The 26,016-nt window shown below is 62.4% G+C and carries 33 protein-coding genes and 1 pseudogene; 23 read left to right on the top strand and 11 right to left on the bottom strand.

Annotated elements, in window-relative coordinates; all coding sequences use genetic code 11:
* Positions 1-29: 29 nt before the first annotated feature.
* From BB029_RS16290 to BB029_RS16280, 3 genes are read right to left on the bottom strand one after another with little or no spacing between them, the layout of a single operon-like run.
* Complete coding sequence (locus BB029_RS16290; RefSeq protein WP_065939959.1) at positions 30-368, bottom strand: hypothetical protein; 339 nt, start codon at positions 366-368, stop codon at positions 30-32.
* Complete coding sequence (locus tag BB029_RS16285) at positions 365-748, bottom strand: phage holin family protein (protein WP_065939958.1); 384 nt, start codon at positions 746-748, stop codon at positions 365-367. The genes BB029_RS16290 and BB029_RS16285 overlap by 4 nt, the downstream gene beginning before the upstream one ends.
* Before the next feature lie 3 nt (positions 749-751).
* A complete protein-coding gene (locus BB029_RS16280) occupies positions 752-1,066 on the bottom strand; it encodes a YqjD family protein (RefSeq protein ID WP_012723021.1) in 315 nt (104 codons plus the stop codon).
* Between the two features lie 347 nt (positions 1,067-1,413).
* On the opposite strand from BB029_RS16280, the gene BB029_RS16275 reads away from it, so the two are divergent.
* Positions 1,414-2,622: an ammonium transporter gene (locus BB029_RS16275; RefSeq protein ID WP_065940001.1), complete on the top strand. Its 1,209-nt coding sequence runs from the start codon at positions 1,414-1,416 to the stop codon at positions 2,620-2,622.
* On the opposite strand, the gene BB029_RS16270 is transcribed toward BB029_RS16275, so the two are convergent.
* Positions 2,609-4,345, bottom strand: coding sequence for a monovalent cation:proton antiporter-2 (CPA2) family protein (locus BB029_RS16270; protein WP_256558332.1), 1,737 nt, complete (start codon positions 4,343-4,345; stop codon positions 2,609-2,611). The two genes, BB029_RS16275 and BB029_RS16270, sit on opposite strands and share 14 nt — an antisense overlap.
* Positions 4,346-4,539: 194 nt before the next feature.
* Here BB029_RS16270 and BB029_RS16265 point away from each other — a divergent pair, with 194 nt between their 5' ends.
* The 3 genes from BB029_RS16265 (at position 4,540) to BB029_RS16255 (ending at position 6,144) form a co-directional block, all read left to right on the top strand.
* Positions 4,540-4,776: a glutaredoxin family protein gene (locus BB029_RS16265; protein ID WP_065939957.1), complete on the top strand. Its 237-nt coding sequence runs from the start codon at positions 4,540-4,542 to the stop codon at positions 4,774-4,776.
* 74 nt (positions 4,777-4,850) lie between these two features.
* A complete protein-coding gene (locus BB029_RS16260) occupies positions 4,851-5,186 on the top strand; it encodes a hypothetical protein (protein ID WP_003209087.1) in 336 nt (111 codons plus the stop codon).
* A 67-nt stretch (positions 5,187-5,253) separates the two neighbouring features.
* The gene (locus BB029_RS16255; RefSeq protein WP_065940000.1) at positions 5,254-6,144 is read left to right on the top strand and encodes a pseudouridine synthase; all 891 of its coding nucleotides are present in this window, start codon (positions 5,254-5,256) and stop codon (positions 6,142-6,144) included.
* A 55-nt stretch (positions 6,145-6,199) separates the two neighbouring features.
* Here the strand turns inward: BB029_RS16255 and BB029_RS16250 are convergent, their stop codons facing one another.
* A complete protein-coding gene (locus tag BB029_RS16250) occupies positions 6,200-6,421 on the bottom strand; it encodes a YgdI/YgdR family lipoprotein (protein WP_010211805.1) in 222 nt (73 codons plus the stop codon).
* A gap of 81 nt (positions 6,422-6,502) precedes the next feature.
* Positions 6,503-7,105, bottom strand: a complete 603-nt coding sequence (gene mobA / locus BB029_RS16245; RefSeq protein ID WP_065939999.1) for a molybdenum cofactor guanylyltransferase MobA — start codon at positions 7,103-7,105, stop codon at positions 6,503-6,505.
* A 76-nt stretch (positions 7,106-7,181) separates the two neighbouring features.
* On the opposite strand from mobA, the gene moaB reads away from it, so the two are divergent.
* Both moaB and glp read left to right on the top strand, forming a co-directional pair.
* Complete coding sequence (moaB, locus tag BB029_RS16240) at positions 7,182-7,721, top strand: molybdenum cofactor biosynthesis protein B (protein WP_027607019.1); 540 nt, start codon at positions 7,182-7,184, stop codon at positions 7,719-7,721.
* Positions 7,705-8,931, top strand: a complete 1,227-nt coding sequence (gene glp / locus BB029_RS16235) for a gephyrin-like molybdotransferase Glp (RefSeq protein WP_065939956.1) — start codon at positions 7,705-7,707, stop codon at positions 8,929-8,931. The genes moaB and glp overlap by 17 nt, the downstream gene beginning before the upstream one ends.
* Before the next feature lie 220 nt (positions 8,932-9,151).
* On the opposite strand, the gene BB029_RS16230 is transcribed toward glp, so the two are convergent.
* Positions 9,152-9,481 (bottom strand): EscU/YscU/HrcU family type III secretion system export apparatus switch protein, encoded by a 330-nt coding sequence (locus tag BB029_RS16230; protein ID WP_065939955.1) that lies wholly within the window; start codon positions 9,479-9,481, stop codon positions 9,152-9,154.
* Positions 9,478-11,055, bottom strand: a complete 1,578-nt coding sequence (locus BB029_RS16225) for a flagellar hook-length control protein FliK (protein WP_065939998.1) — start codon at positions 11,053-11,055, stop codon at positions 9,478-9,480. The genes BB029_RS16230 and BB029_RS16225 overlap by 4 nt, the downstream gene beginning before the upstream one ends.
* Positions 11,056-11,254: 199 nt before the next feature.
* On the opposite strand from BB029_RS16225, the gene ccmA reads away from it, so the two are divergent.
* The 10 genes from ccmA (at position 11,255) to BB029_RS16175 (ending at position 18,606) form a co-directional block, all read left to right on the top strand.
* Positions 11,255-11,890, top strand: coding sequence for a cytochrome c biogenesis heme-transporting ATPase CcmA (gene ccmA / locus BB029_RS16220; RefSeq protein WP_065939954.1), 636 nt, complete (start codon positions 11,255-11,257; stop codon positions 11,888-11,890).
* On the top strand, positions 11,887-12,555 hold the full coding sequence (gene ccmB, locus BB029_RS16215) for a heme exporter protein CcmB (RefSeq protein ID WP_065924458.1): 669 nt from the start codon (positions 11,887-11,889) through the stop codon (positions 12,553-12,555). Before ccmA ends, ccmB begins: the two co-directional genes overlap by 4 nt.
* Positions 12,556-12,641: 86 nt before the next feature.
* Positions 12,642-13,397 (top strand): heme ABC transporter permease, encoded by a 756-nt coding sequence (locus BB029_RS16210; RefSeq protein WP_065924459.1) that lies wholly within the window; start codon positions 12,642-12,644, stop codon positions 13,395-13,397.
* Positions 13,394-13,570, top strand: coding sequence for a heme exporter protein CcmD (ccmD, locus tag BB029_RS16205; protein ID WP_003172771.1), 177 nt, complete (start codon positions 13,394-13,396; stop codon positions 13,568-13,570). Before BB029_RS16210 ends, ccmD begins: the two co-directional genes overlap by 4 nt.
* Entirely contained in the window at positions 13,567-14,022 is a 456-nt protein-coding gene (gene ccmE / locus BB029_RS16200) for a cytochrome c maturation protein CcmE (RefSeq protein ID WP_027607026.1), read from the top strand. The genes ccmD and ccmE overlap by 4 nt, the downstream gene beginning before the upstream one ends.
* 3 nt (positions 14,023-14,025) lie before the next feature.
* A complete protein-coding gene (locus tag BB029_RS16195) occupies positions 14,026-16,014 on the top strand; it encodes a heme lyase CcmF/NrfE family subunit (protein ID WP_065939953.1) in 1,989 nt (662 codons plus the stop codon).
* Positions 16,011-16,547, top strand: a complete 537-nt coding sequence (locus BB029_RS16190) for a DsbE family thiol:disulfide interchange protein (protein ID WP_010211784.1) — start codon at positions 16,011-16,013, stop codon at positions 16,545-16,547. The genes BB029_RS16195 and BB029_RS16190 overlap by 4 nt, the downstream gene beginning before the upstream one ends.
* Positions 16,544-17,017: a cytochrome c-type biogenesis protein gene (locus BB029_RS16185; RefSeq protein WP_065939952.1), complete on the top strand. Its 474-nt coding sequence runs from the start codon at positions 16,544-16,546 to the stop codon at positions 17,015-17,017. The genes BB029_RS16190 and BB029_RS16185 overlap by 4 nt, the downstream gene beginning before the upstream one ends.
* Positions 17,010-18,194 carry a c-type cytochrome biogenesis protein CcmI gene (ccmI, locus tag BB029_RS16180; RefSeq protein ID WP_065939951.1) on the top strand — a complete coding sequence of 395 codons (1,185 nt, stop codon included), beginning with the start codon at positions 17,010-17,012 and terminating at the stop codon, positions 18,192-18,194. Before BB029_RS16185 ends, ccmI begins: the two co-directional genes overlap by 8 nt.
* A gap of 16 nt (positions 18,195-18,210) precedes the next feature.
* A complete protein-coding gene (locus BB029_RS16175; RefSeq protein WP_065939950.1) occupies positions 18,211-18,606 on the top strand; it encodes a hypothetical protein in 396 nt (131 codons plus the stop codon).
* 175 nt (positions 18,607-18,781) lie between these two features.
* On the opposite strand, the gene BB029_RS33265 is transcribed toward BB029_RS16175, so the two are convergent.
* Complete coding sequence (locus BB029_RS33265; RefSeq protein ID WP_168166822.1) at positions 18,782-18,955, bottom strand: DUF6124 family protein; 174 nt, start codon at positions 18,953-18,955, stop codon at positions 18,782-18,784.
* Positions 18,956-19,023: 68 nt separating this feature from the next.
* On the opposite strand from BB029_RS33265, the gene BB029_RS16170 reads away from it, so the two are divergent.
* From BB029_RS16170 to BB029_RS16160, 4 genes and pseudogenes are all read left to right on the top strand, one after another.
* A complete protein-coding gene (locus BB029_RS16170) occupies positions 19,024-19,614 on the top strand; it encodes a histidine phosphatase family protein (protein WP_083236431.1) in 591 nt (196 codons plus the stop codon).
* Between the two features lie 129 nt (positions 19,615-19,743).
* Positions 19,744-19,860 (top strand): annotated as a pseudogene (locus BB029_RS33820) (PhnM protein); the annotation flags it as partial.
* Complete coding sequence (gene phnN / locus BB029_RS16165; protein WP_065939949.1) at positions 19,860-20,432, top strand: phosphonate metabolism protein/1,5-bisphosphokinase (PRPP-forming) PhnN; 573 nt, start codon at positions 19,860-19,862, stop codon at positions 20,430-20,432. The pseudogene BB029_RS33820 and the gene phnN, both read left to right, overlap by 1 nt.
* A gap of 395 nt (positions 20,433-20,827) precedes the next feature.
* Positions 20,828-22,303 carry a M10 family metallopeptidase C-terminal domain-containing protein gene (locus tag BB029_RS16160; RefSeq protein ID WP_065939948.1) on the top strand — a complete coding sequence of 492 codons (1,476 nt, stop codon included), beginning with the start codon at positions 20,828-20,830 and terminating at the stop codon, positions 22,301-22,303.
* Positions 22,304-22,333: 30 nt separating this feature from the next.
* Here the strand turns inward: BB029_RS16160 and BB029_RS16155 are convergent, their stop codons facing one another.
* Complete coding sequence (locus BB029_RS16155) at positions 22,334-23,215, bottom strand: LysR family transcriptional regulator (protein WP_065939947.1); 882 nt, start codon at positions 23,213-23,215, stop codon at positions 22,334-22,336.
* Positions 23,216-23,409: 194 nt separating this feature from the next.
* Between BB029_RS16155 and BB029_RS16150 the strand changes: the two genes are divergently transcribed.
* Both BB029_RS16150 and BB029_RS16145 read left to right on the top strand, forming a co-directional pair.
* A complete protein-coding gene (locus tag BB029_RS16150; RefSeq protein ID WP_065939946.1) occupies positions 23,410-23,598 on the top strand; it encodes a type II toxin-antitoxin system HicA family toxin in 189 nt (62 codons plus the stop codon).
* Positions 23,599-23,609: 11 nt separating this feature from the next.
* Complete coding sequence (locus BB029_RS16145; protein ID WP_065924469.1) at positions 23,610-24,014, top strand: type II toxin-antitoxin system HicB family antitoxin; 405 nt, start codon at positions 23,610-23,612, stop codon at positions 24,012-24,014.
* On the opposite strand, the gene BB029_RS16140 is transcribed toward BB029_RS16145, so the two are convergent.
* On the bottom strand, positions 24,011-25,207 hold the full coding sequence (locus BB029_RS16140) for an MFS transporter (protein ID WP_065939945.1): 1,197 nt from the start codon (positions 25,205-25,207) through the stop codon (positions 24,011-24,013). The two genes, BB029_RS16145 and BB029_RS16140, sit on opposite strands and share 4 nt — an antisense overlap.
* A 141-nt stretch (positions 25,208-25,348) precedes the next feature.
* Between BB029_RS16140 and BB029_RS16135 the strand changes: the two genes are divergently transcribed.
* Positions 25,349-25,963 (top strand): DUF5666 domain-containing protein, encoded by a 615-nt coding sequence (locus BB029_RS16135; RefSeq protein WP_065939944.1) that lies wholly within the window; start codon positions 25,349-25,351, stop codon positions 25,961-25,963.
* The last annotated feature ends 53 nt before the right edge of the window (positions 25,964-26,016 follow it).

The raw sequence follows: 26,016 nt of genomic DNA, 5'->3' as shown, positions 1-26,016 counted from the left end.
TTCTGTTAGCAAGAATGCAGCCAGCAGGCTCAACTTTTGCGTGAATTGCCCTGCATGGCCAGTTTGATCAGCGGGATCAGGCCGGCACCGAGGCGCACTAGGCGCGTCACGCTGCTGATACCGCCGCCCTTGGCGCCTTTGCCGGTCAAGAACCCCATCAGCGTCACCGCGGCCACGCCCCACAGCGGCGCGTGCTTGATGCCCAGGCCACCCTGAAAGCTCTGGCCCATGTTGCGCACCTTGTTCAACGGCACCATCAATTGCTGGGACTCGTGGCGAATTTCCTGGCGGTGCATCTCCATGCGCAGGCGGATCAACGCCTTGCGCATTTCCCGGCGGGAGGTTTGCTGGATTTCATTCGAGCTCATGGCAGCAGGCGCTCCCGATCATTGGCCAGCTCTTCGAGGGTGGCGTGGAACGGCGTGGATTCATCGAACACCGCCGCTTTCAAGCGCACCCCGCAGAAGGCAGCGGCCAGGCTGTAGAACACACAGAGGCAGATGATCCCGGTCAGGCGGTAGCCGGTGTCCCATACCAGGATCATCACCAGCGTCGACAACCCCACCAGCAACAACAGGGCAAACACCAGCGCCAGGCCGGCAAACAGCAGCAGGCTGACGGTACGGGCCTTCTGCTCCTGCAGTTCGATGCCAAACAGTTCGACGTGGCTGTGCAGCAAACCAAGAACGGCCGCGCCCAGGCGTCGTGAAGTTGAGCCCGTGGACGAGCTGCTTTCGCCGATAGACATGATTTAGCGCCTTGTAGCCAGAAGGCCGATCAAAAAGCCCACGCCGGCGGCAATGCCTACCGACTGCCAAGGGTTGGCCTGCACGTAATCTTCGGTTGCGGTGACCGCCGCCTGGCCGCGTTCGCGCAGGGAGTCTTCGGTTTGCTTGAGGGTTTCGCGGGCCTGCAGCAGCGTGTCATGAATCTTGGCGCGCAGCTCATCGGCCTGGTCGCCCGCAAGCACCTTGGTGTCGTCCAGCAACCTTTCGGTGTCAGTGACCAGGGTTTGAAAATCCGCCATCAGTATTTCTTGAGCAGTCTTTGCAGTTCTTCTGGCCATGGTTATCTCCGTGATTGGCTGATCGGTACGTGTGGTTTCGAGTCACCGGTATCGGTGAAGGTTCAGTGCAATTGTCTGGTACAGCTTTTGCTTTGCCTTGGTGCGCACGCCCTGGGGCTTGCGCTGAATCCGGGCGGTCGGGGCTCAAGTCTCGAAAAACCTTACCCTAAATAATTGAAACTCGCGGAAAAACCCTGTCGGCAACGGCCTGTTGTGTTGAACGCTGCCCTAAAGCGGTTCACGCCCTCTGAAGAGGGGCGGCGCCGGTGGTGCCAATTTAGTGCGCGCAACCCCTGGCTTGAACCGCTTTGGTGCTTTTTGCCTTTAACGCAGGCCTGCCAACCTCCATGGAAAATCTGCAAAGTGCAGTGGATACCCTCGTCCACAGCTCCAACACCCTGTTTATCCTGATCGGTGCGGTCATGGTCCTGGCCATGCACGCCGGCTTCGCGTTTCTGGAAGTCGGGACGGTGCGCCAGAAGAACCAGGTCAACGCTCTGTCGAAGATCCTCAGCGACTTCGCCATCTCCACGCTGGCCTATTTCTTTATAGGCTATTGGATCTCCTACGGCGTGAGCTTCATGCAACCGGCGGCCGTGATCAGCGCCGACCATGGTTATGGCCTGGTGAAGTTCTTCTTCCTGCTGACGTTTGCGGCAGCGATCCCGGCGATCATCTCCGGCGGTATTGCGGAGCGTGCAAAGTTCGCTCCGCAGTTGTGCGCCACTGCGTTGATCGTGGCGTTTATCTATCCGTTTTTCGAAGGCATGGTGTGGAACGGCAATTTCGGTTTGCAGGCCTGGTTGCTCAAGACGTTCGGCGCCAGCTTCCATGACTTTGCCGGCTCTGTGGTGGTGCATGCCATGGGCGGCTGGCTGGCGCTGGCGGCGGTGCTGCTGCTGGGCCCGCGCAATGGGCGCTACCGCGAAGGGCGCCTGGTGGCGTTTGCGCCGTCGAGCATTCCGTTCCTGGCGTTGGGCTCGTGGATCCTGATTGTCGGCTGGTTCGGTTTTAACGTGATGAGCGCGCAAACCCTGGACGGCGTCAGCGGCCTGGTGGCGGTGAACTCGCTGATGGCCATGGTCGGTGGCACCGTCGCCGCCCTGGTGATCGGTCGCAACGACCCCGGCTTCCTGCATAACGGTCCGTTGGCCGGGCTGGTGGCGATCTGCGCCGGGTCCGACCTGATGCATCCGGTGGGCGCGCTGGTCACCGGCGTGGTCGCTGGCGGACTGTTTGTGTGGTGCTTTATCGCGGCCCAGGACCGCTGGAAGATCGACGACGTGCTGGGGGTGTGGCCACTGCATGGCCTGTGCGGTGTATGGGGCGGGATTGCCTGCGGCATCTTTGGCCAGACCGCGCTGGGTGGATTGGGCGGTGTGAGCCTGATCAGCCAATTGATCGGTACGGGGCTCGGCGTGGCCGTCGCGCTCGGCGGCGGCCTGCTGGTGTACGGCGTGATCAAGCGCGTACACGGGCTGCGCCTGAGCCAGGAAGAGGAGTATTACGGCGCAGACCTGTCGATCCACAAGATCGGTGCGGTCAGTCAGGATTGATCGGCGCCTCTTCGTCGGTGCTCGGGTGCGTGTAGAAACCGTGCAGCAGGCGATAGCGGTTGTGCCGGACTTCATCGACCCGCGCCTGGACCTGTTGGTCCGGCAGGCCCAGCAGGATCAAGGCGTGGGAGGCGAGCATCAGGCTCGACTCCAGCAGCTCGGGCACCACTTCGCTGGCGCCCGCAGCTTTCAACTCAGCCAGTTGGCTGTCATCGCGGGTGCGCACCAGGATCGGCACGTCGGGGTTGATATGGCGGGCTTCCTTGAGCACTGCCAGGGCCACCTCACTGTTGTCCACGGCAATCACCACCAGGCGCGCGCGTTCCAGGCCCACGGCACTGAGCAAGGCGCCACGGCGACAGTCACCGTAATGCACGCTGCTGTCTTCGGTGGCGGCTTCCTGGACCCGTTCCGGGTCGTCATCCAGGGCGATAAACGCCTGTTGCTCATTGCGCAGAAAGCGTCCGATGGATTGCCCGACCCGGCCATAGCCACAGATGACGGCATGCCCGCGTAATTGCGCATTGAGGGCGGTAATTTCTTCAAGTTGTACCTGTTGGTTGGGCTTGCGGTGCAGGCGCAGCGCCATCGCCGGCGCGGCGCGCAGCAGCAGTGGGGTCAACAGCATCGAACAGAACGTGGCGGCGAGCAGCAAACCGTTGAACTCATCGGGTATCAGCCGGCTCTGTTGCATCTGCGCCATCAGGGCGAAACAGAACTCACCGCCCTGGGCCAGGGCCAGGCCGCTGCGCCAGGCGGTTTCACTGTCGCTGCCGCGCAGCTTGACCAGCGCGGCCACCACACTGCCTTTGATCAGCATCAGCGCGAGGGTCATGCCGAGGATCAACAGACTGTGGCTGACGAACAACTGCAGGTCGATAAGCATGCCGATGCTGACGAAAAACAGCCCCAGCAGGATGTCGCGAAAGGGCCGGATATCCGCTTCGATCTGATGGCGGTAATGGCTTTCGCCCAGCAGCATGCCGGCCAGGAAGGCACCGAGGGCAGGGGAGAGGCCCAGCAAGTGGGTGAGCCAGGCGGTCAGCAAGACGATCACCAGCGCCAGCAGCACAAACAGCTCTGCCGAATGGGAAGCGGCGACCTCATGAAACAAGCGCGGCAGTAACCAGCGGCTGGCGAGCAACAGGCCCACGAACAACACCACGGTTTTGCCCAGCGTCAGCGGCAACGCCCAGTACCAGGCCTGTTCGCTGCTGCCGGCGAACACCGGCACCAGCGTCAGCAGCAACACCGCCACCACATCCTGGAACAGCAACACGCCGATCGCGTTCTGGCCATGGCTGCTGAAGATTTCGCCGAGGCTGGTCAGTTCCTTGCTGACGATCGCCGTGGACGACAGCGCCAAGCCCGCACCCAGCAACAAGGCGATGCCCGGCGCCACGCCAAAGGCCATCAACAGGCCCCCCAGCAGCACGCTGCACCCCAGCACCTGCAAGCTGCCCAGGCCAAACACCACGCGGCGCAGGGCGAGCATCCTGGTCAGGGAAAACTCCAGGCCCAGGGAAAACAGCAGGAACACCACGCCCAGTTCGGCGAGGTCGGGCAGCTCTTCGCTGTCATTCACCCAGTCCAGGGCCGTCGGCCCTACGGCCAGGCCCACGCACAGGTAGCCCAGCACGGGGGGCAGTTGCAGCCGGCGAAACAGCGCAATCACCACCAGGGATGAGGCCAGAATGATCAGCAGGTTGGCGAACACAAGCATCTCCGTTGCAGGGTGAGCGGGCAAAAAGCCGCGAGAATCGCTGAATCAGTTATAGGCCATGGTGATCTGGGTCAGGGTTTATTGTGGCTGGCGGATTTCCGGAGAGTGAACGCTGTACCTGTGGCAAGCCCGCTCGCCACAGGTTTTTGTCAGGCTTAGAATGCTCGTCTACTTACTGATCGGGGCCATTTGCCATGCTTCCTGAATGCCAGTTGTTCGGCACCCTGGGTTGCCATCTTTGTGAAATTGCCGAAGCCGAAATCATGCCACTCGTCGAACACGGGTTGCTGGTCGAGCTGGTTGATATCACCACCCCCGACGACCTGACCGACGCCTACGGCCTAAGGATTCCGGTGCTTCGGCGGGTGGACACGGGGGCTGAACTGGATTGGCCCTTCGATGCGGATCAGGTTGTCGCCTTCCTGCGCTGACGTTTATGCGATGGCGGGTTTCCGAATATTACGTTACTGTATGTTTGTACAGCGATTGAATAGAGGGAACGCCCGTGGTGAATGTTGAACAACTGAAAAGCAGCGTCAATCGCATGTCTGCCGATGTCGTGCGCGACGCGGTGAACGAGCTGCGCCTCGACGGCCTGGTCACGGAAGGCAAGACGCCGTTTAACAAAGTGCATTTCAATACCTGCTTTGCCGAGATCGAGGCGCTGTTCCAGCGCGCCGGTTATCACAAGCAGCTCGATGTGGTGGGTTACCAGGGTCTGTTGTACGCGCTTTACGATCCCGGCCGCTGGGAAGCGGTAGACGTGCTGCGCTGGCTCAAGGAGTTCACCGAGGCGGCGAGTGCGTCACCGGTCCTGCGCGCGGAATTGGCCAAGGCCTGAGATCCGCCCTAGGTTTCATCCCGCTTGATGCGGGATAATGCCCGCCTGTTTTTTCAAGGCTTCGAGCATGTCCACATCCGCTTTTTCCGCGTCTCAGCACCAAGCCAGCACCCTGTACCTGCCACCTGGCCCCTGGGCGACGGTGCTGGAGTGCCTGTGCGAACATTTTGCGGCGATCAGTCGCGAACACTGGCTGGACCGCATCGCCCGCGGGCGGGTGCTGGATGTCAATGGCAGCCCGATCCCCCTGGACCTGGCCTACAAGGAAGGCCTGTGCATCTATTACTTCCGTGAAGTCCCCAACGAAAAAGTCATCCCGGTGCAGGAAACCATCCTCTACGCCGACGAGCACCTGGTGGTGGCGGACAAACCGCACTTCCTGCCCGTGACCCCGGCCGGCGAGTACGTCGAGCAAACCCTGCTGCGCCGCCTGATTCGCCGCTTGGACAACCCGGCGCTGGTGCCCTTGCACCGCATCGACCGACACACCGCCGGGCTGGTGTTGTTCTCGGCCAACCCGGCCAGCCGCTCGGCCTATCAGCAGCTGTTTCCCACGCGCCGGATCGATAAATTCTACGAAGCCATTGCCCCGGCCTTACCGGGACTGACATTCCCGTTGGTACACAAAAGCCGCCTGGTGGATGGCGAACCGTTCTTCCGCATGCAGGAAGGCCCTGGCGCCAGCAACACCGAAACAGCCGTGGAGGTGCGGGAAAAGAACGGCGACTTATGGCGCTACGGCCTGTTTCCCGTGACCGGCAAGAAGCACCAGCTGCGCGTGCACATGACCGCGCTGGGGGCGAGCATCTGCAACGATCCGTTCTACCCCGACGTGATTAAGGATGCTGTGGACGATTACGCCAATCCCCTCAAGCTGCTGGCCCAGGGCGTGCGGTTTATCGACCCGGTCACCGCTGAAGAACGCCGTTTTCGCAGCCTCATCACCCTCGACTGGTAACCCCCGGAAACGACAAGGCCCGCGCGAGGCGGGCCTTGTGTGCAAGCGCTGAGACTTACAGGTCTTTAACGGTGCGAACCTGATCCTTGTTGATGCGGGTACGCTTGCCATCAAGCTGTTCGAATTCGTAGAAACCCGAATCTTCGTTGTATTTCGGGGTGTCGACGGCCTGGATTTCGCGACCGTCATTCAGGGTGATCACTGTCGGCGAGGCGCAACCGGCGAGGGTAGCCAGGCCCAGTGCAAGCATGAGAGCGGCGATGGTCCGTTGAGTCATGGGTGTTGTCTCCAAGAGAATACTTTTTGATTGCTGACCTTGTGACGTGTGAGACGTCGCCAAAGTTCCTTGTGCGAAGGTTCATTCTGACACGTCAGACCTTGGGCGCAACAGCTCTGGTGTATTCAGGTTGGCCAGGCGCGGGTCATCGGTTGGGCATTCCACGCCGACGCCGCCCAATTGCAGGAGGATCTTTCGCGGGCTGCGTTCACCGGCATGCCAGGCCTGTTCTACCTCGGCTTGCAGGCCGATGGGGATGATGCAGATCAAGGGTTCCCAGAATTCACCGTGGCGCACCATCACCGGCAACAAGGGATGGCGTTGTGCGGTTTCACGCAGGTCGGCGAGGAGTCGAGCGTCGATATGGGGCACATCGCACGGCAGGATCAGCAGGTGCCCATGGCGCGCGGCGGCCAGTCCCGCGCGGATACCCGCCAGCGGCCCGGGAAAGTCCGGGCTGTCGTCGCTTACCAACTGGTCGGCATAGGCGGCGTACTGCGCCTGGTTGCGGTTGCACGAGATGATCAGGTCATCGGTCAGTGGCCGTACCAGGCGCTGCACGTGCGCGATCAAGGGCAGGCCGTGCCAGTCCAGCAGGCCTTTGTCCTGGCCGCCCATGCGCTGGCCGCGGCCACCGGCCAACAGCAGGATCGAACAGGGCAGGGGCATTGAATCGAGTGGCATGTGGGTTCCGCGCAGGCAGCTGAACAGGGGCCTGTGATATAACATCGGGCCGTTCCTTCGACAACCGGACCGTGCCATGAAAGCCAAGGCCGATGCACCCTTCGTACCCCTGAATATCGCGGTATTGACCGTCAGCGACACCCGCACCCTGGACACCGACACCTCGGGCCAGGTCTTCGTCGACCGCCTCACCGCCGCCGGCCACCACCTGGCCGAGCGCGTGCTGCTCAAGGACGACCTCTACAAGATCCGCGCCCAGGTCGCCCACTGGATTGCCGAAGACGTGGTGCAAGTGGTGTTGATCACCGGCGGCACCGGCTTCACCGGCCGCGACAGCACCCCCGAAGCGGTCGGCTGCCTGCTCGACAAACAAGTCGACGGCTTTGGCGAACTGTTCCGCCAGATCTCCGTGGCCGACATCGGCACCTCCACCGTGCAATCCCGTGCACTGGCCGGCCTGGCCAACGGCACCCTGGTGTGCTGCCTGCCGGGCTCCACCAATGCCGTGCGCACCGGTTGGGATGGCATCCTCGCCGAACAACTGGATAACCGTCATCGCCCCTGCAACTTCGTGCCGCACCTGAAGCTGGCCGAACCCTGTGAATCCCGTGGGTAAGCCCGGCAAGACCGGCGCCCTGATGCCGGTAGAACAAGCCCTGCAACAGCTGCTGGCGATGGCCGAAGCCGCGCCGATCCGCGAGCAGCACGTGCTGCCCCTGGCCGAGTGCGATGGCCGTGTATTGGCCCAGGATCTGGTCTCCACCCTCGACCTGCCGCCCTGGCCCAACAGCGCCATGGACGGTTACGCCGTGCGCCTGGCGGATTGGACCGGTGAACCCTTGCCCGTCAGCCAGCGTATTTTCGCTGGCCAGGCGCCGCAGCCGCTGGCGGCCGGCACCTGTGCGCGCATCTTCACCGGGGCGCCGGTACCGGAAGGCGCGGACTGCGTGGAAATGCAGGAAAACGCCGTGGTCCACGCCGATGAGCGCGTGAGCTTCAGCGAACCGTTGCAGCTCAACCAGAACATCCGCCCCCAAGGCCAGGAAACCACCGTCGGTGAGTTGGTGCTCGCGGTCGGTACGCGCCTGGGCCCGATCGAACTGGGCCTGGCGGCTTCCCTTGGCCGTGATCGGCTGGATGTGATCCGCCGCCCGCGTGTCGCGGTGTTGTCCACCGGCGATGAGCTGATCGAGCCCGGTTTGCCCCTCGGTCCGGGCCAGATCTACAACAGCAACCGCCGCGTGTTGTGTTCCTGGCTTGAGCGCATGGGTTGCGAAGTCATCGACGCAGGCATCCTGCCGGACGACCTGGAGCAGACCCGTTCGCGCCTGGCAGGCTTGAGGGCGGTTGATCTGATTTTGTCCACGGGCGGTGTGTCGGTGGGCGAGGCGGATTTCCTGGGTATTGCCCTGCGCGAGGAGGGTGAGCTGGCGTTATGGAAGCTGGCGATCAAGCCGGGCAAACCCCTGACCTTTGGCCATTTCCGTGGCGTGCCGGTGATCGGCCTGCCGGGCAATCCGGCCTCGACCCTGGTGACCTTTGCGTTGTTGGCGCGCCCCTACTTGCTGCGCCGCCAAGGTGTGGCAGACGTGGAGCCGCTGCGTTTCGACGTGCCGGTGGGGTTCACCTGGCCCAAGCCGGGCAACCGCCGCGAGTATCTGCGCGGGCGCATCGAACAGGGCAAGGCGATCATCTACCGCAACCAGAGCTCCGGCGTGCTGCGCAGCGCGGCGTGGGCGGAGGGGTTTGTGGAGGTGTTGGAAGGGACGACGCTGGACATCGGCGATCGAGTCAATTTCATCCCTCTGAGTGAAGTCTTGAATTGACCCCCAATCCAAATGTGGAAGGGGGCTTGCCCTGATGCCAGTCAGTTAAGCGTACATCGCGTCCTGTAGGAGCGAGCTTGCTCGCGAAAAACGTCAACGATAACGCGTGCTTCCTGAATGAACGCGGCGCCTGTGAGTTTTTCGCGAGCGAGCTCGCTCCTACAAAAAGCCTTAGGGCAAGCCCCCTCCCACATTTGAACCTGTATATGCCCGTGGCTATTCAGTAATCGTCGCCACGCTCCGTGACATCCCGCTCCACCGGCCCGGCATCCGGGTCATAGCCCACCGGGAACTTGCCCTTCAACGTCCAGGCAAATGCAATGATCTCGGCGATGGTGCGGTACAACTCCTCCGGGATACTGTCGCCCAGTTCCATGCGTGCCAGCAGCTTCACCAGCTCGGCATTTTCATAGATCGGCACTTCATTTTCCCGCGCCAACTTGAGGATGGCTTCGGCCAGGGCATCGTCGCCCTTGGCGGTCAGGGTCGGTGCCTGTTGGCCGTCGTACTTGAGGGCAATCGCCTGGCGTGGCGGGTTGGCGTTGTTCATGCGGTTTCATCCACCCAGCGTTGTTCCAGTCCGGTTTTCGGCCCGCGTGGCGGGGTGCCGAGGTGGCAGTCCAGGTCGCCGACATTGAGCCCCGACGACACCAGGCGCTCGCGCAGGCTGCCCAAATGGCTTTCGATCAGGCTGGCAGTGAAAGGTCGGGTTGCCCACAGTTGGCTGGACAGCTTGCCCTGGGTCAGCTGCGCCTGGACCTGCAACGGCCCCAGGGGCTCCATGTCGAAGGCCAGTTCGACGCGCCAGAGCATCTGTTTGGGCTCCTTGGAATCCTTGCGTTCGGGCTGGTCCTTGTCCGGCGCCGGCTCTTCGCGCTGGAACTTGACCTGCAACGGCACGATGTCCTGCAGGGTGCGCATGGGGATCTCCAACTGCCAGGTGGTTTGCAGGCGGCCATCGGCGGTGGTGCCGGTTTGCTCCAGGCTCGACAGCTGGTGGCTCTGCAAGCGGGAAATGGCCCCGGCGGCCAGGCGCAGCAGGTTTTCCAGGTCGCCTTCGCCCTCCAGTTTCGCCATCAGCCGCTCCGGCAGTGGGAAGCTGACCGGCGCCTGCCGTGCGCCGACCTGGCCGAGGGTGCCCAATGGGCTGCGCACGAAGTTGGGCAGCACCTGGGCCAGAGTGTTGGCGGCAAGAATGGCATTCAGGTTGGTGCTCGCGGGCAAGGCAGGCAGCAGGTCGGCGACCAGGCGCAGCAGCGCGCCCTTCATATCCAGCGGCGGCACCTGCGGGTTTTGCCCGGCGAGTAGCTTGGCTTCAAGAAAGGCGCCGCTGTTCTGGATAACCTGGGCCAGCACTTTGGGGTTGCTCACCTGTGCCAGGTCGGGCAAGGCCGCCAGCAAACGGTCGGCGGCAGCGCGCAGGTCGGAGGAGGTGCTGTCGCCGCGGGGCAGATTTTGCAATGCCGTGAACACCGCATCCAGGGAGCCCTGGCGACTTTGCTGGGTCGACAATTGCTGGGTGACGGCCAGTTGATCCTTGAGCCCGCTCAACGGCACAAAATTCAGGGTTTGCGCGTTCTGTACCACGGCGCTGAGCAAGCTGCCCACGCGCAACGGTTGCGGGCTTTCCAGTGTCAGCGTCGCACCGGCCATGGCGCTATTGAGTACGCTCACCAACGAACGGTAGATCGCCGGCTGCGCGGTGCCTTGGGGGAGGGCCTGGGTGGTCAGCACCTTGGCCTGCAGCAGGGTGCCTTCCGGCATCTTGGCCGTATCGATACGGGTGAGGGCGGCAACGTTGGCGCTCAGGGCTTGTTGCAGGCTGATGGCCAGGTTGCCTGCGGGCGTCTGGCTCACGGCCACATTGCTGCCCAACGGCAAGGGTTGTGGGCTGCTGGCTTGCACCAGCGTCTGGCGGCCGCCTTCAAGGGTCAGCTTGAGCAACAGCTGAAACGCCTCACCGCCTTGTTTCAGGGCGAGCACCTCGGCATTCACGGTTTTGCCCGGTTCGATCAGCCCGGTCTGCGGCTCCAGCAGTTTCAGCAGCGCCCCGGGCGCAGGCGCAGGGCTTTGCCCGGCTGCCGGGGTGGGAGGAAGCGTAGGAAGGTTGATCTCGCCGGTCATCGTGCGCATCGTCTCTGGGAAATAGCCCTCTTTAGCGTAGGGCATCGCATGTATAATGCCGCCCGTCTGCAAAGAGAGCGGTAAAAACCTCACAACTATTTGATCCAGCTCTCTAAAATCGGTCGCCAAAGCCGTTATTGTGCTTCTTTCTATAACGGCCGCTGCACCGCCGACTTGAACCGTAAAGGCCCGCGATCTCTTGACCAGCCCTCTTCTTGAAGCCGTAGCGCTCTCCTGTGAACGCGACCTGCGCCTGCTGTTCGAGCACCTCGACCTGCGTGTGGCGGGCGGCGACATGGTGCAGATCAGCGGCCCCAACGGCAGCGGCAAGACCAGTTTGCTGCGCCTGCTGGCCGGCCTGATGCAGCCCACGGCCGGTGAAGTTCGACTCAACGGCAGGCCCCTCGACGAACAACGCACCGAACTGGCACGCAACCTGATCTGGATCGGCCACGCCGCCGGCATCAAGGACGTGCTTACCGCCGAAGAAAACCTCAGCTGGCTCAGCGCCCTGCATCATCCTGCGACCCGCGACGCCATCTGGCAGGCCTTGGCCGCCGTCGGCCTCAAGGGGTTCGAAGACGTGCCCTGCCACACCCTGTCCGCCGGCCAGCAGCGCCGCGTGGCCCTGGCGCGCCTGTACCTGCCTGGCCCGCCGCTGTGGATTCTCGACGAACCCTTCACCGCCCTCGACAAACAAGGCGTCACCCAATTGGAACAGCACCTGGCGCAGCACTGCGAGCAGGGCGGCCAGGTGGTGCTCACCACCCACCACACCCTGGCGCGCATGCCCGTCGGTTACCGCGACCTCGACCTGGGGCGGTGGTCGGTATGAGTGTGTTTGCCCTGTTGGTCGCCCGCGAAGCCCGCTTGCTGTGCCGTCGCCCGGCCGAACTGGCCAACCCGCTGGTGTTCTTCGCCATCGTGATCGCATTGTTCCCGTTGGCGGTCGGCCCGGAGACTAAACTGTTGCAAACCTTGTCTCCGGGACTGGTGTGGGTCGCGGCCCTTTTGTCCGTCCTGCTCTCGCTGGACGGGCTGTTTCGCAGTGATTTCGAAGACGGTTCCCTCGAACAGTGGGTCCTTTCGTCGCACCCCCTGCCACTTCTGGTCCTGGCCAAGGTACTGGCACACTGGGCTTTTTCCGGCCTGGCGCTAGTCTTGCTCTCGCCACTGCTGGCGATGATGCTCGGATTGCCCGGCGAATGCCTGCCGATCCTGTTGCTGAGCCTGCTGCTCGGCACCCCGGTACTCAGCCTGTTGGGGGCGGTGGGTGCCGCGTTGACCGTCGGCTTGAAACGGGGTGGCCTGTTACTGGCCCTGTTGATTCTGCCCTTGTACATCCCGGTACTGATCCTGGGCAGCGGCGCATTGCAAGCCGCGCTCATGGGCATGCCGGCGACCGGTTACCTCCTGTGGCTTGGCAGCCTGACCGCCCTGGCGGTAACCCTGACACCCTTTGCTATAGCCGCCGGCCTGAAGATCAGCGTCGGTGAATAATGAGGTCTGACTGGGCGGTATACGCATAGTCAGTAAAGACCCTACGCTTCTTGCCAAGACAAGAAGCAACCGTGATGGAAACAGCAATGAACTGGACCTGGTTTCACAAGCTCGGCTCGCCCAAATGGTTCTACGGCATCAGTGGCAGACTGCTGCCTTGGTTCAGCATCGCCGCCGTGTTGCTGATCGGCATCGGCCTGGTCTGGGGCCTGGCCTTCGCACCGCCGGACTACCAGCAAGGCAACAGCTTTCGCATCATCTACATCCACGTGCCCGCCGCGATGCTGGCCCAGTCCTGCTACGTGATGCTGGCGGTGTGCGGCGTCGTCGGCCTGGTGTGGAAGATGAAACTCGCGGACGTCGCCCTGCAATGCGCCGCGCCCATCGGGGCGTGGATGACCGCCGTGGCGCTGGTCACCGGCGCGATCTGGGGCAAACCCACCTGGGGCTCGTGGTGGGTGTGGGATGCGCGACTAACGTCGATGCTGATCCTGCTGTTCCTGTACTTCGGTCTTATTGCCCTGGGCAACGCGATCAGCAATCGTGACAGCGCCGCCAAGGCCTGCGCGGTGCTGGCGATTGTCGGCGTGATCAACATCCCGATCATCAAGTACTCGGTGGAGTGGTGGAACACCCTGCACCAGGGCGCCACCTTCACCCTCACCGAAAAACCGGCGATGCCCGTGGAAATGTGGGCACCGTTGTTGCTGATGGTGCTGGGGTTCTACTGCTTCTTCGGCGCCGTGCTGCTGATGCGCATGCGCCTCGAAGTGCTCAAGCGTGAAGCCCGTGCCAGCTGGGTCAAGGCCGAAGTGCAAAGCTGCCTGGGAGCGCGCGGATGAGTTTTGCTTCTTTCAGTGATTTTCTCGCCATGGGCCACCACGGCCTGTATGTCTGGACGGCCTATGGCATCTGCCTGGCCGTGCTGGCCCTCAACGTCGCCGCGCCGATCCTGGCCCGCAAGCGTTACCTGCAACAAGAGGCGCGTCGTCTGCGCCGGGAGACCGAAAAGTGAATCCGCTGCGTAGAAAGCGTCTGTTGATCATCCTTGCCATCCTGGCCGGTGTCAGTATTGCCGTGGGCCTGGCGATGAGCGCCCTGCGGGAGAACATCAACCTGTTCTACACCCCGACCCAGATCGCCAACGGCGAAGCGCCGCTGGACACGCGCATCCGCGCCGGCGGCATGGTGGAGAAGGGCTCGCTGAAGCGTTCCGGCGATTCCCTCGACGTCACCTTCGTGGTTACCGATTTCAACAAGGCCGTGACCATCACTTATCGCGGCATCCTCCCGGACCTGTTCCGCGAAGGCCAGGGCATCGTCGCCCTGGGCAAGCTCAACGCCGACGGCGTGGTGGTGGCCGATGAAGTGCTGGCCAAGCACGATGAGAAATACATGCCGCCTGAGGTGACCAAAGCCCTCAAGGACAGCGGCCAGTCCGCACCTACCCCCGCCAAGGAGGGCTAAGCCATGACGTCCGCACTGTTTATTCCGGAGCTGGGCCAGTTGGCGATGATCCTCGCCTTGTGCTTTGCCATCGTCCAGGCGGTGGTGCCGTTGCTCGGTGCCTGGCGCGGTGACCGCCTGTGGATGAGCCTGGCGCAGCCGGCCGCCTGGGGCCAGTGCGCGTTCCTGGTGTTCGCGTTCGGCTGCCTGACCTACGCCTTTATGACCGACGACTTTTCCGTCGCCTATGTAGCGAATAACTCCAACAGCGCCTTGCCCTGGTACTACAAGTTCAGCGCGGTGTGGGGCGCCCATGAAGGTTCGCTGCTGTTGTGGGCGTTGATCCTCGGCGGTTGGACCTTCGCGGTGTCGGTGTTCTCGCGCCAGTTGCCGCAAGTCATGCTGGCACGGGTGCTGGCGGTGATGGGCATGATCAGCATCGGCTTCCTGCTGTTCCTGATCATGACCTCCAACCCGTTCACCCGCATCCTGCCGCAGATCCCGGCGGACGGTCACGACCTCAACCCGCTGCTGCAGGACATCGGCCTGATCGTGCACCCGCCGATGCTCTACATGGGCTACGTGGGTTTTTCCGTGGCCTTTGCCTTCGCTATCGCCGCCTTGCTCGGCGGGCGTCTCGATGCGGCCTGGGCGCGCTGGTCGCGGCCGTGGACCATCGTCGCCTGGGCGTTCCTCGGCATCGGCATCACCCTCGGTTCGTGGTGGGCCTACTACGAACTCGGCTGGGGCGGCTGGTGGTTCTGGGACCCGGTGGAAAACGCGTCCTTCATGCCATGGCTGGTCGGCACGGCACTGATTCACTCCTTGGCCGTTACCGAAAAACGCGGCGTGTTCAAGAGCTGGACCGTGTTGCTGGCCATCGCCGCATTTTCCCTCAGCCTGCTCGGCACCTTCCTCGTGCGTTCGGGCGTGTTGACCTCGGTGCATGCGTTTGCGTCCGACCCGGAGCGCGGTGTGTTCATCCTGATCTTCCTGCTGTTTGTGGTCGGCGGCTCCCTCACTTTGTTCGCCCTGCGCGCACCGGTGGTCAAGAGCCAGGTCGGCTTCAACCTGTGGTCGCGGGAAACCCTGCTGCTGGGCAATAACCTGGTGCTGGTGGTGGCCGCGTCGATGATCCTGCTCGGCACCTTGTACCCCTTGGTGCTGGATGCCCTGAGCGGCGCCAAGCTGTCCGTCGGCCCGCCGTACTTCAACGCGTTGTTTATTCCGTTGATGGGGCTGTTGATGGTGGTGATGGCGGTCGGTGTGCTGGTGCGCTGGAAGGACACCCCGGTCAAATGGCTGGCCGGCATGCTGATGCCGGTGCTGCTCGGCAGCGTGGCCCTGGCCGTGGTCGCCGGTATCGCCTACGGCGACTTCAACTGGGCGGTGCTCGCCACGTTCCTGCTCGCCGCCTGGGTGCTGCTGGCCGGTGTGCGTGACATCGTCGACAAGACCCGCCACAAAGGCCTGGTCAAAGGCCTGCCGACCCTGACCCGCAGCTACTGGGGCATGCAGATCGCCCACATCGGCATCGCCGTGTGCGCCCTTGGTGTGGTGCTCTCCAGCCAGAACAGTGCCGAGCGCGACCTGCGCCTGGCGCCGGGCGAGTCCATGGACCTGGCCGGTTACCACTTCATCTTCGAAGGCGCCAAGCACTTCGAAGGACCGAACTTCACGTCAGACAAAGGCACGGTGCGCGTAGTCCGTAACGGTAAAGAGATCGCCGTGCTGCACCCGGAAAAACGCCTGTACACCGTACAAAGCTCGATGATGACCGAAGCCGGCATCGATGCCGGTTTCACCCGTGACCTCTACGTGGCCCTGGGTGAACCCTTGGGCGATGGCGCCTGGGCCGTGCGCGTGCATGTGAAACCGTTCGTGCGCTGGATCTGGTTCGGTGGCTTGCTCACCGGCTTTGGTGGTTTGCTCGCGGCGCTGGACCGCCGGTATCGGGTCAAGGTCAAGAGCCGGGTGCGTGAAGCGCTGGGCCTGCAAGGAGCGGCGGTATGAAGCGTTGGTTGATGGTCGTGCCGCTGGCCCTGTTTCTCGTAGTGGCGGTATTCCTGTATCGCGGCTTGTACCTGGACCCGGCCGAGTTGCCCTCGGCGATGATCGGCAAGCCGTTCCCCGCGTTCAGCCTGCCGACCGTGCAGGGTGACAAGACCCTGACCCAGGCCGACCTGCTCGGCAAACCGGCGCTGGTCAATGTGTGGGGCACCTGGTGCATCTCCTGCCGCGTCGAGCACCCGGTGCTGAACAAGCTGGCCGAGAAGGGCGTGGTGATCTACGGCATCAACTACAAGGACGACAACGCGGCGGCCTTGAAGTGGCTGGCGGAATTCCATAATCCCTACCAGCTTGATATCCGTGATGAAGACGGCAACCTCGGTTTGAACCTCGGCGTGTATGGCGCCCCGGAAACCTTCTTCATCGATGCCAAGGGTGTGATCCGCGACAAATACGTCGGAGTGATCGACGAAGTGGTGTGGCGCGAGCAACTGGCCGCCAAGTACCAGGCCCTGGTCGACGAGGCCAAGCCATGAAGCGCCTGTTAGCCGTTGCCGTGCTGGCGTTGGGCTTGGCCGGTGTGGCCCACGCCGCCATCGACACTTACGAATTCGCCAAGGACGGTGACCGCGAGCGTTTCCGCGAATTGACCAAGGAGCTGCGCTGCCCCAAGTGCCAGAACCAGGACATCGCCGACTCCAACGCGCCCATCGCCGCCGACCTGCGCAAGGAAATCTTCCGCATGCTGGGGGAGGGCAAGGACAACCAGCAGATCATCGACTTCATGGTCGACCGCTACGGTGATTTCGTGCGCTACAAACCGGCCCTCACCGGCAAGACCGCACTGCTCTGGTTCGGCCCCGCCGGGCTGCTGCTGGCCGGCGTGGTGGTGATGGCCGTGATCGTCCGCCGTCGCCGCGCCGCGCCTACCGATGGTTCCGACGCGCTATCCCCCGAAGAGCGTAAACGCCTCGACCAATTGCTGGACACCAAGACTGATGATTGATTTCTGGCTCGCAGCCGGCTTGCTGCTTCTGATTGCCCTGAGTTTCCTGTTGATCCCTGTGTTGCGTGGCCGCCGTGCCCAGCGTGAAGAGGATCGCACCGCGCTGAACGTGGCGCTTTACCAAGAGCGTGTGGCCGAGCTGCAAGTGCAGCAGGACGAAGGCGTGCTCAACGCCGCGCAGCTCGACAGCGGCCGCGCCGAAGCCGCCCGCGAGCTGCTGGCCGACACCGAAGGTGTGGAAAAGCCCCGCGAATCGCGCCTGGGCAAGCCGCTGCCGTTGCTCGCCGCCGTCCTTGTGCCGGTGCTCGGCCTTGGCCTGTATATGCATTTCGGTGCCAGCGACAAGGTCGAACTGACCCGCGAGTTTTCCCAACCGCCGGTGTCCATGGAAGACATGACCCGGCGCCTGGAACGCGCCGCCGCCGCCCAACCGGACTCGGCGGAAGGCCTGTACTTCCTCGGTCGCGCCTATATGGCCCAGGACCGTTCCGCCGATGCCGCCAAGGTCTTCGAGCGTACCGTGGCGCTGGCCGGGCGCCAGCCGGAACTGCTCGGCCAGTGGGCCCAGGCGCAGTACTTTGCCGACAACAAACAGTGGTCGCCCAAGGTCCAGGCGCTGACCGACGAAGCCTTGAAGCTTGACCCGAAGGAAGTCACCAGCCTCGGCCTGCTCGGTATCGCCGCCTTCGAAGGCCAGCGTTATCAAGAGGCCATCGACTACTGGAGCCGCCTGCTGGCGCAACTGCCACCGCAAGACAATTCCCGCGTGGCGCTGCAAGGCGGCATTGACCGTGCCGCGGAAAAACTCAAGGAAGGCGGCGGTAGCGTGGCGCAGAAAGCGGTGATGAACGTCCGCGTGGACCTGTCCGCCGAGGTCAAGGCCAAGGCCCTGCCCACCGACAGCGTATTCATCTTCGCCCGCGCGGTAAAAGGCCCGCCGGCACCCCTGGCGGCCAAGCGCGTCACCGTTGCCGAGTTGCCCGTCACCGTCGAACTCGGCGATGCCGACGCGATGATGCCGCAGTTGAAACTGTCCAACTTCCCCGAAGTCCAACTGGTTGCGCGCATATCCCGGGCCGGTCAACCGACCACCGGCGAGTGGATCGGCCGCAGCCAACCCCTGGCCAGCACCACCACTGCGCTGCAGCAGCTGACCATCGACAGTCCGGACAAGTAATTTCGAGGAAACGCCCATGACCGCATTTGCACGCATCACCCTGCTCAGCCTGGTAGTGGGCCTGAGCGCCTGTGCGGTCCACCGCCCACCTCCCGCGCCGACCGGCCCGACCATCCCACCGTCAGGCCCGTCGACCCAGCCGAGCACCAGGCCCTCTGGCCCGGTGACCCCGCCGCCGAAGCCACTGCCGACCAAATCGCCCACCTTCGCCCCACCACCGGGCGCCGCCAGCCACTGGGACGGCAAGATGCAGGTGTACGTGCTCGACGACCAGCCCGACACCTTCTACCGCCAGCGCACCTACTACCGCTGGAGCAACGGCTGGAGCCGCTCCATCAGCCCCAACGGACCCTGGGAAGACACCGACGTGCAGGGCGTGCCGCCGGGCTTGAGCAAGCAGTACGCGCAATGACAAAAGGCGACCTTCGGGTCGCCTTCTTCATGCCTGTGAAACCCATTCTTCCAAACACTGGAGGGCAAATGTGGGAGGGGGCTTGCCCCCGATAGCGGTGTTTCAGTTGATTAATGTCTGACTGACCTACCGCTATCGGGAGCAAGCCCCCTCCCACAGGAGATCTCCTCAGCCATCAAGCCACGGGACACTCCCGCTCCAGCGCCGCCCCCACTAACAACTGCGCAATCTCAACCATCTGTACCACCGCCAGCACCTGCTTGCGGCTTGAACCATCCCAGTGCTCGGGGCAGTCGTAGGCACACACAGTCGCCGACTCCAGCATCTTGCTGGCATTGCTTAAGGCCACTTCTGTGCATAGGCGGCAATATGATCAGGACCAGATTAACTTCCCACCCTTCAACGAGATGGACCCTCATGAACCTCTACGTCATACGCCACGGCGAAACGTGGGCCAACGCGGAGCATCGCTACCTCGGCGCACTCGACCCGGAACTGACCGAGCGGGGCCGGGAACAGGCTGTTTTGCTCAGCGAAAAACTACCCGGCGGTATTGAGGTGTTGATCGTTTCTCCACGCTTGCGGGCGCGGCAAACGGCGCAGATTCTTAACCGTGTGTTAAACCTTGAACCTGTGACGATTGACAGCTTCCGCGAGCGCGATGTGGGTGTGTTCGAAGGGTTGACTCAGGCGGAGGCCAAGGCCATGCATCCAGCGCTTTGGGCACAGGACATCACGCGCCAATGGACGGCAGGGCCTGACGGTGGTGAGTCGATAGCTGATGTGGTCACGCGAGTACACCAAGGCTTGGTCCAGTTAACGTCGCTTTATCCAACACAGGTTGTTTTGCTGGTGGCACATGGTTTTGTGGCAAAGGTGATTCGTGCATTGGCCAGAGGGGACTTCTCGGATTTCTACACCTGGCAGCTTTCAAATGGGGCGATGTTGGCTCTGGAAGATTTCGAATTGAAGATACTTCCGGCTATCTCGCCCTTTGAAACGGACTGAATCACCGCAACACGCGACTTTCAAAAAACCTCACCAACCCGTCAGGGTTGAGCAAGTATTAAGCCCGGCAAATATTGAGGCGGCGCGCGCTTCAGTAACGTGGTCGCTGCCGAGGGATTGCTGGATATACTTTCCAGTGCGGGGAACATCGCCATTGGCCTGCGCGCCGACCTGGTCCAAGCCAGGAGCCGCGCAGGGCTACCCGTGGTGCAACCAATCTGGCAACAAGCGAAGAGGGTGTTTTGATGGCGGGCAGGTTGATCTATCTCATCGGGCCATCGGGTTCGGGCAAGGACAGCCTGTTGGAGGCTGCACGCCCACGATTGGCCGAGCGCGGTTGCCGGATTGTGCGCCGGGTGATCACGCGCTCGGCGGAAGCGGTGGGCGAGGCGGCCCAGGGTGTCAGCCCGGAGCAATTCGCCGTGATGCAGGCCGAGGGCGCGTTTGCCCTCAGTTGGCACGCCAACGGGTTGTCCTACGGCATCCCCAAGGTCATCGACGAATGGCTGGCGGCGGGGGAAGACGTACTGGTCAATGGTTCTCGCGCGCACCTGGCGCAGACCCGCGAGCGCTACCCGGATATGTGGGTGCTGTTGCTGACGGTGGATCAAGCCGTATTGCGCCAGCGCCTGGTGGCGCGGGGGCGTGAGGCCCAGGTGGATATCGAGGAGCGCCTGGCGCGCAATGCGCGGTTCACCACCGAACTGATCGCCGGCAATGGCTCAGGGTTGTTTGTGCTGGATAACTCCGGGCCACTGGAACACACGGTCGAGCGCCTGCTGTGTTGCCTGAACTCGGGGCACTCCGTATGCGCCTGACCAATGATGCAAGCCTGTGCCGTCAACCGCGCAGCGCATTGATCGAGTGCGGCATGGGGCATGTCAAGCGGCGAAATCCTGACAGGCCGTGAACTCGGCGGAAAAAGTTAAGTGCATGTATCTGTCTGAGGGCGGATTTGGTGTAGTCAAATCAGCGTCATTGTGTAGGATTTTGTTTTTTTTCTGAGAATCCAATAAGTTTTTTGGCGCGAAAGTGTGTGTTCAGTTGTTTAAAGTGCAAGCGGTTTATTGCATGTCTTAACGCATGTTGCGCCACCTTAGTGTGTTTCAGCAGGAACTAAATCAGTGCTGTCCTGAGTGTTTTCTACATGGGAGCTTATTGCGTCGATTCTGATTGACTCGGCTCATTAACTTACTGTAGGGAGCGCTATCTCATGATTAACTCTGAGTTTTCTCGTCTCAACGTATCACTTGAAAACCTGCCGCCTTCCGATTCTGGCCCCTATGGTGTGGGCGCCGGTCGCAAACCAACCTTCACAACGGAGCAGGCCGGAAAGTACATCACCCGCAATAACCTGCACTTCCACGACCGTAATGGCGACAAGCGCACCGACCTCTCCTATACGGTAGACCCGACGTTCAGCGCCGCGCAGCAACGCCGAGTGCGCCAGGCGGTGCAACATTGGGAGGACGTGGCCAACATCAGTTTCAAGGAACGGGCAGCCGGCGCCGATGGCACGGTTCACATCAAAAACAACCCGCGCGGTGACCGTGGCGTCGCCAGCTCACCCTCGCGCGGCATTACCACCACCACGGCCACGGTCGGCACACTGCGAGAAAGTAGTTCGCCTGCGCTGGGCAGCCACTTTTCAGTTACTGCCGTGCATGAGATCGGCCATGCCATCGGCCTGCAGCATCCTGGTGATTACAATGGCGGCGGTGCTGATTACAACAATGGTGCCAAATATGCCGGCGATACAAAGGCGCGCAGTGTGATGAGCTACTGGTCGGAGAAAAACCAGGCTGGTCACGACTTTCGGTATTCGAATCCCTCTGCCCCGATGATGGATGACATCGCTGCCGTTCAGCGGCTCTATGGGGCCAATCACAAAACCCGCAACACCGACACCACCTATGGCTTCAATTCCAATACCGGCTGCGAAGCCATGACCCTCACCAGCGCCAGGGATAAACCTATCTTTTGCGTATGGGATGGTGGCGGTAACGACACCCTGGATTGTTCCGGGTTTTCCCAGAACCAGAACATCAATTTGAACGCCGAGTCGTTTTCCGATGTGGGCGGCTTGAAAGGCAATGTTTCCATCGCCAAGGGCTGCGTGCTTGAAAACGCCATCGGTGGGGCCGGACGTGACGTGTTGACGGGGAATGAGGCAGACAATCGGCTCAAGGGCGGCTTGGGTGCAGACAGGCTGCGGGGCGGCGGCGGGGCGGATATTTTTGACTACGACAAGGCCAGCGACTCCACACCGCAGCAGCCTGACCTGATCGAGGACTTTACCAGCGGGACGGACAAGATTGACGTCTCGGGTGCATTGAGAGAGGCGCGCGTCGGTGCCCTGACGTTCACTGATCGGTTCACGGGTCGCGCCGGCGAGGCATTGCTCAGGCACGACGCAGCCACGGGGCGTTCAAGCCTGGAGATAGACCTGAAGGGGAGCGGCAGCGCCGACCTGGTGATCAAGAGCATTGGCCAGATCAAACCGGGCGATGTGCAGTGGCAGGGGCAAAAGCCGGAAGTGAACCCGAGGGTTGTCCCGACACCAGCCCCTGCGCCCCCACTTGATACCAACACGGACCCGCTTGTCGCGTTACAGGAGGTGATGGCCAAGGCGTTGGCGGCCTTGTTGCAATGGATGCAAGGTATCGTCCAGTCGGATGCCCGCCGATAACACATGCCACATGGCGAGGCGCTGACAGGCTCAGGCCTTGATCAGCGCCTGCACATAGTCGACAAACGCCCGCGCCTTGGCGCTTGCCATGCGCCCGGAAGGGAACACCGCCCATAAATCCCGCGACGGCAATGCCCAGTCAGTCAACACGGCCTTGACCTCGCCGCTGGCCAGCTCCGGTGAAAACATCCAGGTTGACGACAGGGTCAGCCCCAAATGACTCAGCACGGCTGCGCGCACACCTTCAGCTGCAGTGACGCGCACACGGCCCTGGGCGACGATGGGGGCGAGGGTACCGCCTTGGGTGAAGTTCCAGTGCGCGCCTTCGCCGCGGGTGTAGATGATTGCCTGGTGTTGCATCAGGTCGGCGGGGGTAGCGGGTTCGCCGAAGCGTTCGAAGTAGGCGGGGGTACCGAGGATGACGCAGGGCGATTCGCCGATCCTGCGCGCCGTGAGGCTTGAATCATTCAGGTTGCCCATGCGCAGGGCAACGTCGATACCTTCTTCCACCAGGTTGAGGCTGCGGTCATCGAGCACCACGTCCACGTTCATCCCGGGATATTGCGCCAGGAACGGCCCCAGGTGCGCAATGATGTGCAGGCGGGCGAAGGTCACCGGCGCGCTGATCCGCAGGTTCCCCGAGAGTCCGGAGCCTGCACCGCGCGCCGCTTCGTCGGCCGCGTTGGCTTCATCGATGGCGCGCTTGGCTTTATCGAAAAACGCCAGCCCCGCCTCGGTTGGCGTCAGGCCTCTTGTCGAACGCATCACCAAGCGTACCGCCAGCCGTGCCTCCAATTGCGCGACGCTCTTGGACACGGCCGGTTGACCGATGCCCAGGCGCTTGGCGGCGGCGGAGAACGAGCCGGTCTCGACAACGTGGACGAAGGTTTCCATGGCGGTGAGACGGTCCATCGGGTGTTCCTTGCTGGATTGAGCGCATCGCGAGGCAGCGCGGCGTACAAGCCTAAGGGTAATGCCCATGGAGTGTCATCCGGTTGGTGGTTTTCAACATGGCGCAAAACAACCATCAGTCAGCCTGACCTATTTTGTGCTTGAGTGAAGATAACTCTAGGGTTACTTTTTTAGGCCAAGCCAAGGAGACTGGGGTGCAAAGCAGGCTATTGATCAAGGAGCTACAAGAGGCGGGTTGGGTGCTGGATCGGGTCACGGGCAGTCATCCTATTTTTACCCACCGCTATAACCCGTACACGATCCCGGTGCCGCATCCGAAGAAGTATCTGCCGCTGGGCACCATCAGAAGCATCAGGAAACGTGCCGGGCTGTTTCAGTTTTAAGGAGAGCATTCATGCAATACCCAATCTGTATCGAATGGGGCGATGACTTCACCGCCACCGGTATCCAGATCCCCGATATTCCAGGTGCAGTCACCGCCGGGGACAGTTTCGAAGAGGCCTACAACGCCGCGGTGGAAGTCGCGCACATCCTGCTGCAAGAGATCGCCGCAGAAGGCGGGGTGATTCCGATGCCAACGTCGGTGGCCGATCATCACACCCACGAAGATTACGCCGGGATGGGCTGGGGTATGCTCGAACTGGACATCTCGCCCTATCTGGGCAAGACCGAGAAGGTCAATGTGACCTTGCCCGGCTATGTCATCCAGCGAATCGACCGCTATGTGCGCGAGCACAAGGTCAAAAGCCGCTCGTCATTTCTGGCGGATGCGGCTTTGGAGAAGTTGGTGCGTTCTTAGGCGGTGGCGACAGCCGTTTGCCGCGACGCACTGAGGAAACGCAACAACGCTACCAGCGGGAACGCGCTGCCCACCAGCATCACGCCCAGCCAGCCGCCGTGTTCGTACACGCTGCTGGCAATCGCCGAGCCGAAGGCACCGCCGATGAAGATGCTGGTCATGTACAGCGCGTTCAAGCGGCTGCGGCTGTTGGCGTCGAGTGCATAGATGGCGCGTTGGCCGAGGACCATGTTCATCTGCACGCAGAAGTCCAGGACCACGCCGGTCACCGCCAGGCCGATCACGCTGTACAGCGGGTGCACAAAGGCCGGCAGGAAGCTCAATACCGCAAAGACCATGGCCAGCAGCGACGCGCGGTGGGTGTGGCCGGCATCGGCCAGGCGTCCGGCGATGGGGGCGGCAATGGCGCCGATGGCACCGACCAGGGCGAAGATCGCGATCTGGGTCTGGCTCAGGCCATGGTTGCGCACCAGTTCCAGCGGGGCGGCGGTCCAGAACAGGCTGAACGTGGCGAACATGCAGCCTTGGTAAAACGCACGTTGACGCAGCAGCGGTTGTTCACGCAACAGGGTGCCCAGGGAGCGCAGCAATTGACCATAACTGGCGCTGTGGTCCGGCTGGCGCTTGGGGATGGTCAGCATCAGCACCACGCTGATAAACACCATCAACGCGGCGGCCGCCATGAACATCGCGCGCCAGCCAAAATGGTCAGCCACGACGCTGGACACTGGCCGCGCCAGCAGGATGCCCAACAGCAGCCCACCCATGATGCTGCCGACCACCCGACCCCGAGACTCGGCGGGCGCCAGGTGTGCGGCCAGGGGGATCAGGATCTGTACCGACACCGAACTGAAGCCGATCAGCAACGACACCAGCAGGAACAGGTTCGGTTGTTCGGTAAAGGCCGCGCCCAACAGGCTGGCAATTGCCACCACGGTCGTGATGATCATCAACTTGCGGTTTTCCAGCAGGTCGCCCAAAGGCACCAGGAAGAACAGGCCGAGGGCATAGCCGATTTGCGTCAGGGACACGATCAGGCTGGCCATCGCGGGGGTGAGGCCGATGTCGGGGGCGATCAGTTCGATGATCGGCTGGGCGTAGTAGATGTTGGCGACGATGGCGCCGCAGCAAAACGCAAACAGCATCACCATCGCGCGGGTCATGGTGCTCGTAGCGTGGGGGGTAGCATTCATGGTGTTCTCATAAAAGCGAAGGAAGATGGCGAGCGAGAGTAAAGACAAGGTTCAACGGCGAGTAGGCCGCTTGTGGTGATATCACTTATGCCGGGTGATGATACATTCAGACACAACTGCCGAAACAGGAAATCCAGCGCCATGAAAATCACGTTGAACAAGATGCTCCTGGCTTCAAGCCTCGCTGCTGCGATGGCCCTGGGCCTGGCCAATGCCGCCGATGCGCCGCGCGTAGGCGTACGCGGGGCAATCACCGCGATGGACGGTGATGCGATGCAGGTCAAGGTCAACAGCGGTGAAGACGTCACCGTGCACCTGACCAAGGACACCCAGGTGCGCGCCGTCACCCTGGCCAGAATCGATGAAATCAAGCCGGGCAGCTACATCGGCTCGGCCGCCATGCCCAACGCCGACGGCACCCTGACGGCGCTGGAAGTGCATGTGTTCCCACCGGCCATGGCCGGCACCGGCGACGGGCATCGGGCGTTTGACCTGAAGGAAGGCAGCAGCATGACCAACGGCACCGTCGGCGACCTGGTGGTCAGCAAAGGGCGGACGTTGACCGTGAAATACAAGGGCGGCGAACAGAAGATCGTGGTGCCGGAGGATGTGCCGATCGTCAACCTGGAACCGGGGGACCGCAGCTTGCTCAAGCCGGGGGTGAAGGTGGTGTTGTTTGCCGCGCAGGGGGCGGATGGGAAAATCACTGCCCAAGCCATTTCAGCCGGCAAGGATGGCGTGACACCGCCGATGTAACTGCAAAACCCAGATCTAAATGTGGGAGGGGCAAGCCTCCTCCCACATTTGTC

The organism is Pseudomonas sp. S3E12 (assembly GCF_001702295.1).
GTDB lineage: Bacteria > Pseudomonadota > Gammaproteobacteria > Pseudomonadales > Pseudomonadaceae > Aquipseudomonas > Aquipseudomonas marginalis.
Note: the sequence above shows the minus strand (reverse complement) of the source record. Positions and strands in the feature narration are given on the sequence as shown.